Below are 15,084 nucleotides of genomic sequence, written 5' to 3'. Positions count from 1 at the left end.
ATTGCCGTTTGATTTTTTCCTCCTTTACCCTTGTCTGGCAGGTGACCTTGTAGCGCGTACGCTTCGCCGGTCGTGGCTTAAACAAATCTTCACGCCTCACTTCATTGCCGGGGAAGCTTGATACGTTTGTTAATGCCTCCTTTTGTGATCGAGGCCATTAAATAAACGCTTATGCGATTGCCAAAAGCGGTATTCGTAGCTTGCGAGTGAGGGCTTCACTTGGAGTAAAACCCGCACTACTCAAGTCACCCGCTGAGTAAAGCCGTGACTAAAGGGAGCAAGGTTTGGGCGAAAGCCCCCTCTTGTAGTTGTCATAAAGATCCTACACTAAAGGGCAGGCTTGCCGCATGGTGCAGCAGGCTCAGTAAACGGAACAAAGACGATGAGGATCATCACAAACCCTTGGATTTATCCGGGGGGGCAGAACGCAACATTGCAGCATCCGGATGATAGGACAAGCGTCTTTTGTATTTCACATTGGTCTTTCGTATTTCGTTATCTTTGTATTCTTCCTGAGCTGATTTTGTCTTTCAGGGAGGATTCGTTATCTTGATTTTTTCAGTTTTATTAGATACAGATACCAGCAGGAATGAATATCAAGCCAGGAGAAGGAAAAAAGGGGTCAAAAGCCGGAAATTCGTCATTGAATTCAGAGTGGAAGCTTCAACTTGGAGCTATTGGTCAGGCCATCGTGAGCCAGATTGAGCGCAAACCAAAGTTGGCTACCCTGTTAAAAGCGGTTGCCAACGAGATTGTAAAATCTGCGTCGCCAACGGTTATTTCTGTTTCGATCACCTATAACCAGCGGGAGTTTTTAAGCAAGGGTTTTAAGCATTCTTCCATGGTTTTGCGCAGTTTGATTGAAACATCGGAACATCCGGAGGGGGTCATCGAGATTTATTTTAACACCGATTTAATTGGATCTGAAAATCTTGAAGAATACCTCGCTGTCAAGGAGCAACTGCCCTATTGGCGCACGATCATTGGTGGTGCGATTGCCAATATCCGCCTAAAAGAGTTGACCCGCCTGCATCAGGAAAGAAAAAAGGAACTGACCGGGACTGACCGGGCTAACGAGATTTTAACGCATGCAAGCTCCTTAGCTGCAAGCCTATCCGGGTTATGCAGGTTCTTGCCTGAAGCCTTTCAGCATGCCAAACACGCAAGGGCCCGAATCGTGTACGACAAGCAAATCTACACCAGCGATGGTTTTAAGGAAACGGATTGGAGTCTCAGACGGACTTTTGAAACACCGGATAAAAAGCACGGCAGCATCGAAATTTTTTATACGCGTAAGTTCCCGGAGGCCGACGAAGGACCATTTTTGGACGAAGAAGTCAATTTTCTGAAAAACCTCAGTTCACTGATTCTTGGAGCCATCAGCAGATATACACTCAAAGAGCTTCTGCTTGAAAATACCGAACGGCTCAAAGAGCTGAAGGGAATTAATACCACCTACGAAATTCTGAAGCGGTCGCGAAAGCTGGAAGACAGCTTGCCCCAGATTTGTACGATTCTCCCGGATTCGTTTCAATACCCCGATGATACGGTTGTGCGGATCAATTACGGAGGAAAAAGTTATAAAACGGCCGGTTTTAAAGAAACACCCTGGAGAATTAAACAGTTTTTTCAGACCGATACCACCAAAAAAGGGAGCATTGAGGTGTTTTATACCAGGCAATTTCCTGAACTTGATGAAGGCCCTTTTTTGAAAGAAGAGCGCAACCTGCTGAATAACCTGGCAGAGCTGATTGCCGGACGGGCGGTGAAGAACATGTTCACCCGCTTGCATCGCGTCAATACTGAACGGCTGAAAGAACTTCAGGCGATTAATCAAACCTCAAAAATTATTGAAGAAAGCAACAATGTTGACGAAGCACTGCAGCGCATCTGTAATATTTTGCCGCAGTCGTGGCAATATCCTAAATTTACCGCCTGCCGGATCCGGTTTGAACGCAGCGAGTACATCACCTCCAATTTTGATGAAACCCCTTGGGTTCAGCAGGAAAGCCTGGTAACCGTTGACAACAAAAAGGGAAGTATCGAAATTTTTTACCTCAAACAATTTCCCGATGAACAAGAGGGACCCTTTTTGCGGGAAGAACGGGATTTGATTAAGAATATCAGCAAGTTGGTCAGTGGCTACCTGAACAGTTTTAAAGGACTCGAGATTATCAACAACAAAGGTGTGGTTGTCAGCAGCCAGCATCGGTCCGATGAATTCAGGAAATCGCTGGTTCGAACCAAGAAACCGCTGCAGCTTTACTTCAACCAGCAGTCGCTCGAAAAGTATGTGTATCTCGATATGATGAAATACAAAGTGAAGCATATTCTATTTGTCTCAACTTTGTATGATGCCTTTATGCTCGAAAGCGAAGATTCTTTTTTTGAGAAATTTCTGGGAGAAATCTACCAGTACAGTCTCTTTTCGCTTCCCCGGATTACCGGTGTTTCATCGGCTGAAGAAGCCCTCGAATTGCTGGAAACAACCAACTTTGATTTGGTCATCCTCATGGCTGGTCTCGACCGCAAGGCGCCCGTCGATTTGAGCGAGCAGATTCGGGAACAAAACAAAACGATTCCAATCTACCTGTTGCTCAATAAAAAGAGCGATCTAAAGTATTTCGAAAACCTGCTTCCAACGATCCGTTCGGTCGATCAACTTTTTGTTTGGAATGGCGATTCACTCATTCTATTTGCCATCGTCAAGTCGATTGAAGATCGGGTGAATGTCGAAAATGACACCCGGATTGGCTTGGTGAGGGTGATTCTGGTTATTGAAGACTCGCCCTTGTACTATTCCAAATACCTGCAATTTTTATATTCGATCGTATTCGACCAGGTACAGCAAATTTTGCCTGAAGTGGAGAAAAATGAGCTGGATAAAATTGGGCGCATGCGTTCGCGCCCCAAGATCTTGCTGGCAAAGAATTATGAAGAGGCAACGGCAATTTTCAATAAATACAAGGACTTCATTTTGTGCGTCATCAGCGACATGGAGTTTGAACGTGCCGGGAAGATGGATAAAAAGGCTGGAGTAAGTTTCATTCAATACGCAAAAGCCAACATTCACAAACTGCCTGTAATTTTGCAATCCTCGGAGGTGAGTAACCGGAATTACGCCAAAAAACTGGACGCAGTATTTTTAGATAAGAACTCGGAGACTTTATTGCAAGATCTGAAGCATTTTTTGAAAAATTACCTGGGCTTCGGAAATTTTGTTTTTCTAAATGCCAAAGATGAAAAAATTGCGGTAGCGAAGTCGCTCCGGGAGTTTGAGACCCTTTTGCAGAAAATTCCGGACGAATCGTTTTATCTCCATGCGCTTGAAAATAATTTCTCGCTGTGGCTGATGGCCCGTGGTGAAATTCAACTGGCTAAGACCCTAAACCCGGTGCCGGTAAACTCGCTTGAGAATGTGGGCGAGTCGCGTAAGTTTTTTCTTGAAACCATTCATCGGTATAAAGAGGAAAAGAAGAAGGGACGAATCATGGGCTTTGACGAGACTGCCTCGCTTGATGAACGGAATATCGTGTCTTTTTGTGCCGGTTCCCTGGGGGGCAAAGGTCGTGGACTAGCCTTCATCAACGTGTTGATTTACAATTATGATTTTTCGGCTCTGGCTTCGCAAATCAATATTTCAACGCCCATTACCGTGATTGTTGGCACCAATGAGTTTCAAAATTTCATCAGCCAAAACAACTTGAACCAAGTTATCTCAGATCCACAAATTAGTTATGGCGAACTTCGGAAACGCTTTTTTGAAGCCAGCCTCACCAGTTCGCTGATGCGAAAACTTAAGATTCTGGTTAATCAGATCCATAAACCAATAGCTGTTCGTTCATCCAGCACATCTGAAGATTCCATTACCCATCCTTTTTCGGGAGTTTTCGACACTTACATTATTCCCAATTGCCGCCAAAACAAGCGCCAGGTGGCTGAACATTTGGCTAATGCCATAAAAATGGTTTACGCGTCGATTTATTCTGATGAAGCCCGGACCTATTTTGAAGCGATTCACCATCGGGTGGAAGATGAGAAAATGGCCATTGTTTTGCAGGAGCTGGTTGGTTCCTATCATGGCGACCACTATTATCCGCATGTCAGCGGTGTGGCCCAGTCATACAATTACTATCCGATTGCTGATATGAAGCCAGAGGAAGGTTTTGCAGTCATCGCCATTGGCCTTGGAACCTATGTGGTAGGCGGCTGGAAATCATACCGCTTTTCGCCTGTCTATCCCAAAGTTTCGGTTTATGGAATTAAGGATTTGCTCAATAGTACGCAGGTGAAGTTTTATGCGTTGAATTGTTCCAATCTTGAACTCGACTTACTAAACAAGGGCGAACTGGCCTCCCTCGACTTGCTCGACATTGAAGAGGCTGAGAAGCATGGTACTCTGAAACATTGTGCTTCGGTATACAACCCCGACAACGATCGCATAGAGCCGGGGCTGGATACTTACGGACCAAGGGTCGTCAATTTTGCGAACATTTTGCAGTACGAATACATCCCACTGGCTAAAACAATTGACGCTATTTTGAAAGCCGTTGAGGAAGCTTTTGGTTCGCCGGTTGAAATTGAGTTTGCTGTTGACCTGACACCAGGAAAACATGGATTGCCTACCTTTTATCTGTTGCAAATTAAGCCTTTGCTGGCTAGCCTGGAATCGCATTATTTCGATTTTGACGCTGTTGATCCGGAGAAAATGCTTCTCCGGTCGGGAATGAGCCTGGGGAATGGCGAAATCAATAAAATTACAGATGTCATTTTTGTTGCACCGGAAAAGTTCAGCAAGATGAAAACCATGGAAATGGCCTCTGAAATTGATGCCCTGAACAAGAAGATGGTCAAGGAGAAGCGGAAGTATATTCTGATTGGGCCGGGACGTTGGGGCACGCGCGACCAGTTTCTGGGTATCCCGGTCAATTGGGCGCAAATATCCAATGCGAAGGTGGTTGTGGAAACCAGCCTCGAAAATTTTCCGCTTGATTCATCGCTTGGCTCACATTTCTTTCACAACGTAACCTCCATGAATATTGGCTATTTTTCGGTGCTGCATAATTCAACAACGGATGTTATTCGCTGGGACATATTGAATTGCCAGGAACTTATTTCCGAAACCGCCTACCTTAAGCATGTTCGTTTTAACGAACCACTTCGGGTTGTGATGAATGGAAAAACCAAAACCTCGGCGGTCATCATTTGATCTTCAAAAGTTGCAAGAATGATTAATATCGGAATATACGACGAGCATAAGCTAATGGGGAAGGGGCTGGAACTGATTTTGGAGCCGGTTCCCGATTTTGAGGTGCTGTTTTGTACCGATAGCAGGGATAAATTGGCAGTTTTGTCACAGAATAGAAGCTTGAATATCCTAATACTCACCATTCATGATACTTCCGTACGAACCATGAACCTGATTGTCCGCCTGTCGCTGGCTAACCCGAAAGCCCGCTTGTTGATCTTGTCGTTCGACAGTAGCGAAGATACCATTATCAAAATTGTCAAATCGAAAGCCAAAGGTATTTTAGGGCGCGAAGCCTCGAAAAAGGAGTTGATCGAAGCCATTTATACTCTGCGAAATGGGTTTGATTATTTTACCAGCTCAATTAATCAGATGGTTCTCAATCAGTATATTAACAAACTGGAAACACCGGAGGATAAAAGTGAGGGGCTGAACAGTTTGAGCGAGCGGCAGATTGAAGTGCTGAGACTTTGGGGAAAAAGCTATTCGAACCAGGAAATTGCCGACGAGTTGTTTATCAGCGTACGAACTGTTGAGGCACACAAAAACCACATCATGCAAAAGCTTCAATTGAAAAGCATGGTTGAACTGGTTAAGTTCTCCATCAAAAACAACATCATCGAAATTTAAAGCCCCAGCTTTAATTAATTTTTAGGTGAATCACCTAATTCAATCGTGAAATTTAACCTTTGCCTGCTTCTGTATTATTTTTGGTGAAAACGGTCTGGTTTGGCTGGTGCACTTCAAGAAACCGGCTTATCGACTCCAAAAGAAATAAAAACCCAAAAAAATATAGTATTATGGCTGATCTGTTAAATGTAAAAGTAGATGAATTAATGGCAAAAGTAATTGCCAAAAATCCGAATGAAACTGAATTTCATCAAGCAGTGCAAGAGGTAGCTGCTTCGTTGATGCCTTTTATCAACGAAAACCCTAAATACCTCAACAATAAAGTACTGGAACGCATGGTAGAGCCCGAGCGCGTCATCATTTTCCGGGTACCATGGATTGATGACAAAGGCGAGGTACAGGTAAACCGTGGTTTCCGAATTGAAATGAGCAGTGTGATCGGACCATACAAGGGCGGCTTGCGTTTTCACCCAACGGTGAATCTCGGAATTCTGAAATTTTTGGCTTTTGAGCAAGTGTTTAAAAATAGCCTGACCACCCTGCCAATGGGCGGCGGAAAAGGAGGTTCAGACTTCGATCCAAAAGGAAAATCAGACAACGAAGTGATGCGTTTTTGCCAGAGCTTCATGACCGAACTGCAACGTCACATTGGGCCAAACACTGACGTGCCTGCCGGTGATATTGGTGTGGGCGGAAGAGAAATTGGCTACCTGTTTGGACAGTACAAACGGATTAAGAACGAGTTTACCGGCGTGCTGACCGGCAAGGGTGTTGAATATTCCGGAAGCTTGATTCGTCCGGAAGCGACTGGTTACGGAACTGTTTATTTTGCACAGGAAATGCTGAAAGAGAAGAACGACAGCCTGGAAGGAAAAGTGGTTGTGATTTCGGGTTCGGGCAACGTAGCGCAATATGCCACCGAAAAAGTTCTGGACATGGGCGGGAAAGTGGTAACCCTGTCTGACTCGGCTGGTTTTATTTACGACAAGGATGGTATTGACCGCGAAAAGCTGGCTTACGTCATGCAGCTGAAAAATATTCGCCGCGGGCGGATTAAAGAATATGCCGATAAGTATGGCGCGGAGTATTTCGAAGGACAAACGCCATGGGGGATCGCGTGCGATGTTGCCTTGCCTTGCGCTACGCAAAACGAACTGAACGACGACGATGCCAAAACCTTGGTTAAGAATGGCTGTTTCGTGGTTGCTGAAGGCGCTAACATGCCATCGACAGCCGAAGCGATTGACGTGTTTCTGGAGGCTAAAATCCTTTATGCTCCCGGAAAAGCTGCCAACGCCGGAGGTGTAGCTGTTTCTGGGCTGGAGATGACGCAGAACTCCATGCGCCTGCCATGGACCCGCGAAGAGGTTGACGAACGCCTGCAACAAATTATGACCAGCATTCACGATACCTGCGTGAAATATGGCCGTGAAGACGAAAACTACATCGACTACCAAAAAGGAGCTAATATTGGTGGATTCATCAAGGTGGCCGACGCAATGATCGCTCAGGGAGTAGTATAGGAACGGTTTAAGTTTCGAGTGCGATAATACATGACCGCACAATTCAACCTGCTTTGGCAACCGCCAAAATGTTGGATTGTGCGGTTTTTTGTCATAACCAGTTCGTGTGCGGCACGAATTCAATTTTCCACATAAAAATCATGTCGATTCTAACTGGTAGTTGCTATTTTTAGCGGCTTAATGAATTGATCCACCCGTTGAGGTCAGAAATCTTATTGAACGAATTATGAAACGAACAGGATTTTTATTGCTTTTTATGGTTGCCGCACAAGGGATGTTGGGGCAAAACCAAATCGACTTGAAGAAATGGAACGTGTCGGCCATGCAAGAACAGCACTTGCCTGCTTTTGCTGAAGTGCCGGATGTTGAAGGAAATAAATTCGAAGCCGCCGACCTGTTAAAACATTCCCAAGTCTCGTGGAAGGATGCTGATTATAAGTGGTCAGCGATTGAGCTGGGCGACGACAGTTTGGTGACTGCCAATTCAGGCCAACTGGTTTTGCTGTCTGGTTTTCTTTCGACTGATCGCTGGATAAAAGGTTCATTCAATTTGACCATCAATGCGGTTTGCGAAATTTATGTAGATGGGGAACTTCAGAAAACACAAAAACAGGCCGATTTATCGGAGAACAAACTAGATCTCAAACTTCAACCGGGTAAGCACCAGGTGTTGTTGAAGTTGATTGTTGGTGAAGAATCGCTTAAATTGAGTGCCGGGTTCACTGCGGAAGCAGATTTTGATGGTGCTCAACTGGGCTGGAATTTGACACCCGGGCGTTATTTGACGATTTACGATGTGTTGGATGGAAAAGATGTGTCGGCCGCCAAGGTTTCGCCTTCCGGAAAGTACGTTTTAATTAGTTACTCTGAGAAGGTTGAAAAAACCGGGAAAAGCAAGTCGTGGCAGGAAATCTATGATTTGGAGCAAAAGCAGAATGTCACCGTTCTCCGGAATCCCGGCATCTCGCAAATTCAATGGCTGCCCGCGTCGGATCGCCTAAGTTACGTGCTTTGGTTCGACGGAAAAGCGGATTTGTTTGTTTACGATCTGGCTGCGGGTGTCGAAACGCAAGTGGCTCAAAGTCTGGAAGATTTTTCCGGATACAGTTGGAGCGACAGCGAGGATTTTGTGATCTATTCGAGAAGTGTGAAGGCGGAGAAAGCCGGCGACCTGAAACGCATTTTTGGAAACGATGATCGTCAACCAAGCTTCCGAAACCGGTCATTTTTAAGCAAGATTGATGTTGCAACCAGTCAGGTTTTTCCACTTACTGCTGGCAATTTGACTTCCAGCTTGCACGACATTCATCCTTTGGGCACTAAAATTTTGTTTTCTACCCGAAGAATGGACTACGCAGAAGTGCCTTTTTCAAAACAGGATTTGTACGAAATGGATCTGAATACCCTGACGTTGGATACCATATGGAAAGATAAACTGTACGGCGGCTCCTGTCAGTATTCTCCCGATGGTAAGCAATTATTGGTAAAAGGCGGGCCCGAGTGTTTTGGTCCGCTAGGGGTCAATGTGAGCGACGGTAAAATTCCCAACAGCTACGATTCGCAGTTGTTCCTGTTCGATCTCGCAACCCGGAAGGCTGAGCCGATCACCAAAAATTTTGATCCATCGGTTGATGAGGCCCATTGGACCACAAGCAACCGGATATACCTGGCGGCAGTTGAAAGAGACTTTAAGGTTTTGTTTGAATACGATCTGAAAAAGAAGACCTTCCGGAAAATTGATTTGCCGGTTGAGGTGCTCAATGCCATCGATTATGCCAGCAATGAGCCCGTGGCTGTTTTTACAGGGAGCAGTCAGACCACTCCTGAAAAGCTATTTGCCCTGGACTTGAAAAAGGAAAGCATTGAATTGCTGGCTTTTCCGAAAGCCGAGCAGCTTGAGTCGGTTCGGTTTGGAGAAACAAAGGATTGGAATTTTGTCAACCAAAATGGAACAACAATTTACGGACGGGTCTACTATCCGCCGAATTACGAAGCGGGGAAAAAGTACCCGGTCATCGTCAACTTTTATGGTGGGACTTCGCCAACCGATCGTTCGTTTGGTGGGCGCTATCCCAAAAATACATGGGCGGCCAGCGGTTACCTGGTGTATGTCATGCAGCCCAGCGGTGCTACTGGTTTTGGACAGGATTTTTCGGCCCTGCATGTTAATGGCTGGGGAGCAGAGGCGATTGATGACATCATTGAAGGAACCGGAAAGTTTCTGGACGCACATCCTGATGCCGATGCCGAAAATGTTGGGTGTATTGGGGCATCGTATGGCGGGTTTACCACCATGCTGCTGCAAACCCGAACCGACTTGTTTAGAACGGCCATCTCGCATGCGGGCATCAGTTCGATAAGCAGCTATTGGGGCGAAGGTTATTGGGGCTATTCCTACAACGCGGGCGCTGCCAAGTTCAGCTATCCCTGGAGCCGCAAAGATATTTTTGTTGACAATAGTCCGCTGTACAATGCCGACAAATTCAACAACTCCATTTTGTTGTTGCATGGAACTGCCGACACCAATGTACCGGTTGGCGAAAGTTTGCAGTATTATGCGGCTTTAAAGCTGCTGGGAAAAGATGTAGAAATGGTTTTGGTTGAAGGTGAAGATCACTGGGTATTGGATTACGAAAAACGGCTGAAGTGGCACAACACCATCCTGTCGTGGTTCGACATGAAACTGAAAAACCAACCGGAGCAATGGAGTGACCTGTATCCTGAGAAGAATTTGTAGCAGGAACGAGAGCCCCTGCCAGTCACAATTAAGTAGTCATATCGGTTAGACAGATCAAGGAATCATTAAATTTTGTTTGAGGGTCAATATCTGATTTTTTATCCCGCGTAAAAAAGGATATTTTTGTGCCGCAATTAGTTAATTATTTAAAACGATTATAAATTATGGCTTCTGTACAAAAGACCTTTTTGATGATTCTGGATGGCTGGGGAATCGGTGATGGCTCGAAAAACGATGTCGTTGCAACGGCTCCAACGCCTTTTATGGATTCATTATTGAAAGAATATCCCAATTCACAATTGCTTACTTCAGGCGAAAACGTAGGTTTGCCTGATGGACAAATGGGGAACTCCGAGGTGGGCCACCTGAATATCGGTGCCGGTCGCGTGTTGTACCAAGACATGGTGAAAATTACCAAAGCAATCCGGGACCGCTCCTTGTGGGAAAATCCACAATTACTGAAAGCTTATCATTACGCCAAAGACAACAATAAAAAAGTGCACCTGATCGGTCTGGTTGGCCCGGGAGGAGTACATGCACTGAGTTCGCATATGGTGGCGCTTTGCCAAATGGCTACCGATTTGGGGCTCGAAGATGTATTTGTTCACGGATTGACTGATGGCCGTGACACTGACCCACGTTCAGGCTACGGTTTCCTCGAAACTGACCTGGAAGCGCTGAAAGGAACAAATGGGAAATTTGCCTCCATTATTGGTCGTTACTACGGCATGGATCGTGATAAAAATTACGACCGACTAAAACTGGCATACGATTTATACACCAAGGGCAAAGGTGAAAAATCGACGGACTTATTGGCCTCCATCCAAGCTTCGTACGATGCCGGAGTAACCGATGAGTTTATCAAGCCCATTTGTATGGTGAAAGAAGATGGCAGCCCGGTTGGGCTGATTGAAGAAGGAGATGTGGTGATTTGCTACAACTTCCGTACCGATCGTTTGCGCCAAACAACCATCGCGTTCACACAACAGGATTTACCAGAGTTTGGCATGCACACCATGGATCTGGAATGGTACACCATGACCAGCTACAAGGCGGATTTCAAAAATGTCAATGTCATTTTTGAAAAAGAAAATCCAACCAACACCATGGGTGAAATCGTGTCAAAAGCTGGCTTGAAACAAATCCGGATTGCTGAAACCGAAAAGTACGCGCACGTCACCTTCTTTTTTAGCGGTGGTCGCGAAGAAGAATTTGAAGGCGAAAGCCGGATTTTGATTCAATCGCCAAAAGTTCCAACATATGATCTTCAGCCCGAAATGTCAGCGCCAAAAATTAAGGATGCCATTATTCCTGAGCTGTACAAAGGCGAAGTTGATTTTGTTTGCCTGAACTTTGCCAATGGCGATATGGTGGGTCACACCGGCGATTATGAAGCGATTACCAAAGCCATTACTGCTGTTGATTCGTGCGCCAAAGAAGTGGTTGAAGCCGCTCGTGCCAACAACTACAATGTATTGATTATTGCTGATCACGGAAATGCTGACAACGCAGTGAACCCGGATGGCTCAGCCAATACTGCGCATTCATTGAACCCTGTTCCCTGTATTTATGTGAGCGACGACAAAAACCTGAAGCTGAGTAGCGGTGTTTTGGCCGATGTTGCTCCGACATTGCTTTCGGAAATGGGATTGGAAATTCCGAAAGAAATGACCGGTAACGTTTTGATTAAAAGATAAATATTTGGGAAGGTTGTATTAACACCAAGTTTTTCGGCTCGTCATCCTGAACTTGTTTCAACATCTTTCCTGTGATTGAAACAGGCCCTGAAACAAGTTCAAGGTGACTCTTTGACTGAAATTTTAATACAACCTTTCTTTTTCATAATAGGATAGAGCACATGCTGGAAATTGGAAAGGCCCTGGTGAGTTTAGATTTGGTGGAAGAGCACTTCCTTTGTGATTTATTTAAATGCAAAGGAGCCTGCTGCGTGGAAGGTGATTCGGGTGCGCCGTTGACGCCGGAAGAAGCCATTAAGCTCGAAGAAATCCTGCCACTTGTGGAACCTTACATGACTCCTGAAGGAAAAGCAGTTGTCGGGCACCAGGGAACCAGTGTGGTTGACTCGGACGGCGATACGGTAACACCGCTGGTGAACAACCGCGAGTGCGCATTCACCTTTAAGGATGAGCGTGGCATTGTGAAATGCGGCGTTGAAAAAGCCTTTTTGGATGGCAAAACCGATTTTAGGAAGCCAATTTCCTGCCAGCTTTTTCCGATCCGGATCACCGAGTACAAGCGATTTGATGCTGTAAACTACCAGGAGCTAAAAATCTGCCAGCCGGGTCGTGAATGTGGAGCCGGACAAAAACTGCCATTGTACCAATTTCTAAAAGAGCCCCTCATTCGAAAATACGGTGAGAGCTGGTACGAGCAGCTTGCCTTTGCTGCCGAGGCAGAACCCTGGAAAAAGTAACTTCTCTTTTTTCAATGACTCCCAATCCGTGTTTCTTTATTTCATAAATTTGATCGTGTTCCGATGAGGTGAATCAATCGTCTTTGAGATTCAGCCTAATGTGTAATCCAATCAAACTAAATTGAACGAAATGAAACAATTCTATTTATTTTTCGTGCTGGCTGCTATCAGCCTTCTGATTGCCATTCCGGCAAGTGCATCCCTAAAGGAAAGTTTAAAAGGTACCTGGGAATACGAAGTTCCGACGGCGCCCTACGAGCATAGTAAAGGGCAGTTGATTATTGCGGAAGAAGATGGTGAATTGACCTTGGTTGTCCGATTCATGGATGGAACCGAAATTCCTGGTGAACAGGTGAAGTTTGAAGACAACCAGCTAACCTTTGGAGTAACGCTTGACAATGATTTTATCACGGTTGCCTGTTTGCTCGAAGATGGAAAACTGGTGGGTGAAGTGCAATCACCCGAAGGTCCCTCAGAACTAACCGCAACAAAAAAGAAGCAGGAATAGCGGTTGAAAAGAAACTGAAAACCAGAGCAGGTATCCAATCCCGGAGAACCTGCTCTGTTTTATTTTACAATGCAGTATTTTGAATGAGGCCTTTTTCATTAACTTGATTTTTTTCGAAAAGCCAGTCGACTAATCGTAAGTCGTAGCGGTTCGGGCTTTTATCGTCCTTAAAGTTTTCTACCATCGTCCTAAGCGCTTGTTGAATCTCAGGGGTGAATTTGTTTGTATAGTCGATGGCGTTTAGTGCATGCGTGCGGGCAAACGGATCAGGATGATCCAAGATTTTGATCAAAGCCTGTAACCCGATTTCTTCTTCACCCAAATAATATAAAGCTTCTGCGGCTGCAATGACTACGTTGGGCGATGGATCTTGCAAAGCGGACTCCAGTGGTTTTTTGGCTGACTGTGCCTCCTGTCCCAAAGTTAAAAATCCGGTTGCCGCCCAATACCGGGCGATCTTGTTTTCGTGGCTGAGCAGCTGGATCAGTTGTGGGAGGTTTTCTTTATTGCTCAAAGCGGCCAGCTCGGCTGCTTCAATGATCTGTTCAAGTGGAACCTGGCCCGCCCGGAGTAAATCATAGATCGGTTGGTTTTCAGCCATCATGTTTCGTTCGGCTTCAGGAATAAACCCAGTGTCGAAGATACGGGCCACCCAATCTTTGTTGGCTTTCCGCATTCGTACCAACACGTCCATGTAGTTTGCGTCGTCAGCCAGGTTGTTAACCTCCCAAGGGTCATTTTCTGTATCATACAACTCTTCAACCGGCTTGGTATTCCAAAAAACCGATTGTTGTGCATTGCATTCACCATTTAGGTATGCTTGTTCCCACGATTGCATGGAAGGGGCTTGCCACAGGTAATTGACGTGCTGGCCGTAAATCCGGAAGGGCATGTAATTACGGATGTAGCGGTACTTCTGATCCCGTACAGCCCGGCTCATGTCGTAGCGCTCGTCCATGCGGCCGCGGAACATGTAAGCGTAGTCCGGATCTGTGGTTTTTTGTTTTCCCAGGAAAGCTTTTCCCTGCATGTAGTCGGGAATTTCAATTCCGGCAATGCTCAGCAGCGTTGGCGCCAAATCAACAAAGCTGATCAGTCTGTTGACTTCGGAGCCTGTTTTATCAGTGGGAAACAGGTGTTTGTATTTTTCGGGGATGCGAACAATAAACGGAACGCGGGTGCCGGTTTCGTATACAAATCGCTTGCTTCGTCCCAGTACGCCCCCGTGGTCGGCATAATAAAAAACGATGGTGTTATCGGCTAATCCTGCTTCTTCCAGCTCTTGCAGTTTCTTGCCAATCCAAGTGTCCATGTCCTCCACTTTGTCGTAATACTGTGCCCAGTCGTGTCGCATTTCCGGAGTGTCGGGGTGGTAGGGAGGCAACTGTACGTCTGCCGGATCATGCCGGAGTTCTTCCGGAGGAATCCTTTTATGCAGGGAGCTCTCATGGCTGATGGTGGAGTTGAAAATAGCGAAAAATGGTTGGTCTGGCTGGCGGTTCTTGTAGTGCGCATTCCGGCTGCTTTCGTTCCAAATCGAATCTGTCTGTTCCGCTGCAATGTTGTAGTCTTGCTTTGAGTTATTGGTACAGTAATAACCCTTTTCCTTTAAAAACTCAGGAAAAAATCGGACAATATCCGATTTCTGGTAGTAGCTGCGCATGTGTTGGTGCCCGCCCGAATTGGCATAAACCCCGGTTATAATTGTATTTCTAGCTGGTGCACAGACTGGCGCATTGGCGTAAGCGTGGGTGTATAGAAAACCTTCTGATGCCAGCTGGTCCAAATTCGGAGTGGTAGCAAATTGATCACCGTAACAACCAAGAAGCGGGCTGTTATCCTCACTGGTCAGCCAGAGAATATTGGGAAGTTCTTCCGTTTGTTGGTTTTGGCAGGAGTTCAGTCCAATACTTGTAAGGAGAGCCAAGCTAAGAAGTTGGTGCGTTTTTTTCATCGTTGGTTTAATCAGTTTCGTTGTTTAGTAGGATTTAGGCAACAACCTCT

The 15,084-nt window shown here is 45.7% G+C and carries 8 protein-coding genes; 7 read left to right on the top strand and 1 reads right to left on the bottom strand.

Features of this window, described 5'->3' with window-relative positions; genetic code table 11:
- Positions 1 to 589: 589 nt before the first annotated feature.
- The 7 genes from AAC033_RS10620 (at position 590) to AAC033_RS10590 (ending at position 13,080) form a co-directional block, all read left to right on the top strand.
- The gene (locus tag AAC033_RS10620; protein WP_339737860.1) at positions 590 to 5,209 is read left to right on the top strand and encodes a PEP/pyruvate-binding domain-containing protein; all 4,620 of its coding nucleotides are present in this window, start codon (positions 590 to 592) and stop codon (positions 5,207 to 5,209) included.
- 18 nt (positions 5,210 to 5,227) lie between these two features.
- Positions 5,228 to 5,878 (top strand): response regulator transcription factor, encoded by a 651-nt coding sequence (locus AAC033_RS10615; protein WP_339737858.1) that lies wholly within the window; start codon positions 5,228 to 5,230, stop codon positions 5,876 to 5,878.
- Positions 5,879 to 6,048: 170 nt separating this feature from the next.
- Positions 6,049 to 7,401: an NADP-specific glutamate dehydrogenase gene (gene gdhA / locus AAC033_RS10610; protein ID WP_339737856.1), complete on the top strand. Its 1,353-nt coding sequence runs from the start codon at positions 6,049 to 6,051 to the stop codon at positions 7,399 to 7,401.
- A gap of 226 nt (positions 7,402 to 7,627) precedes the next feature.
- Positions 7,628 to 10,138, top strand: coding sequence for a prolyl oligopeptidase family serine peptidase (locus AAC033_RS10605; RefSeq protein ID WP_339737854.1), 2,511 nt, complete (start codon positions 7,628 to 7,630; stop codon positions 10,136 to 10,138).
- A gap of 164 nt (positions 10,139 to 10,302) precedes the next feature.
- Positions 10,303 to 11,835, top strand: coding sequence for a 2,3-bisphosphoglycerate-independent phosphoglycerate mutase (gene gpmI, locus AAC033_RS10600; protein WP_339737852.1), 1,533 nt, complete (start codon positions 10,303 to 10,305; stop codon positions 11,833 to 11,835).
- Positions 11,836 to 11,996: 161 nt separating this feature from the next.
- Positions 11,997 to 12,572, top strand: coding sequence for a DUF3109 family protein (locus tag AAC033_RS10595; RefSeq protein ID WP_339737850.1), 576 nt, complete (start codon positions 11,997 to 11,999; stop codon positions 12,570 to 12,572).
- 130 nt (positions 12,573 to 12,702) lie between these two features.
- Positions 12,703 to 13,080, top strand: a complete 378-nt coding sequence (locus tag AAC033_RS10590) for a hypothetical protein (protein ID WP_339737848.1) — start codon at positions 12,703 to 12,705, stop codon at positions 13,078 to 13,080.
- 64 nt (positions 13,081 to 13,144) lie between these two features.
- Here the strand turns inward: AAC033_RS10590 and AAC033_RS10585 are convergent, their stop codons facing one another.
- The gene (locus AAC033_RS10585) at positions 13,145 to 15,034 is read right to left on the bottom strand and encodes a sulfatase-like hydrolase/transferase (protein WP_339737846.1); all 1,890 of its coding nucleotides are present in this window, start codon (positions 15,032 to 15,034) and stop codon (positions 13,145 to 13,147) included.
- Positions 15,035 to 15,084 lie beyond the last annotated feature (50 nt).

The sequence above is a fragment of the uncultured Sunxiuqinia sp. genome, from assembly GCF_963974515.1.
Lineage (GTDB): Bacteria > Bacteroidota > Bacteroidia > Bacteroidales > Prolixibacteraceae > Sunxiuqinia.
The sequence above is the reverse complement of the archived record's forward strand: the minus strand, read 5'-3'. Positions and strand labels throughout refer to the sequence as shown.

What these genes read in the sequence shown, in the direction of transcription:
- AAC033_RS10620 (WP_339737860.1), top strand. Translation starts at nt 590, where the DNA reads ATGAATATCAAGCCAGGAGAAGGAAAAAAGGGGTCAAAAGCCGGAAAT.
- AAC033_RS10615 (WP_339737858.1), top strand. Translation starts at nt 5,228, where the DNA reads ATGATTAATATCGGAATATACGACGAGCATAAGCTAATGGGGAAGGGG.
- gdhA (WP_339737856.1), top strand. Translation starts at nt 6,049, where the DNA reads ATGGCTGATCTGTTAAATGTAAAAGTAGATGAATTAATGGCAAAAGTA.
- AAC033_RS10605 (WP_339737854.1), top strand. Translation starts at nt 7,628, where the DNA reads ATGAAACGAACAGGATTTTTATTGCTTTTTATGGTTGCCGCACAAGGG.
- gpmI (WP_339737852.1), top strand. Translation starts at nt 10,303, where the DNA reads ATGGCTTCTGTACAAAAGACCTTTTTGATGATTCTGGATGGCTGGGGA.
- AAC033_RS10595 (WP_339737850.1), top strand. Translation starts at nt 11,997, where the DNA reads ATGCTGGAAATTGGAAAGGCCCTGGTGAGTTTAGATTTGGTGGAAGAG.
- AAC033_RS10590 (WP_339737848.1), top strand. Translation starts at nt 12,703, where the DNA reads ATGAAACAATTCTATTTATTTTTCGTGCTGGCTGCTATCAGCCTTCTG.
- AAC033_RS10585 (WP_339737846.1), bottom strand. Translation starts at nt 15,034, where the DNA reads ATGAAAAAAACGCACCAACTTCTTAGCTTGGCTCTCCTTACAAGTATT.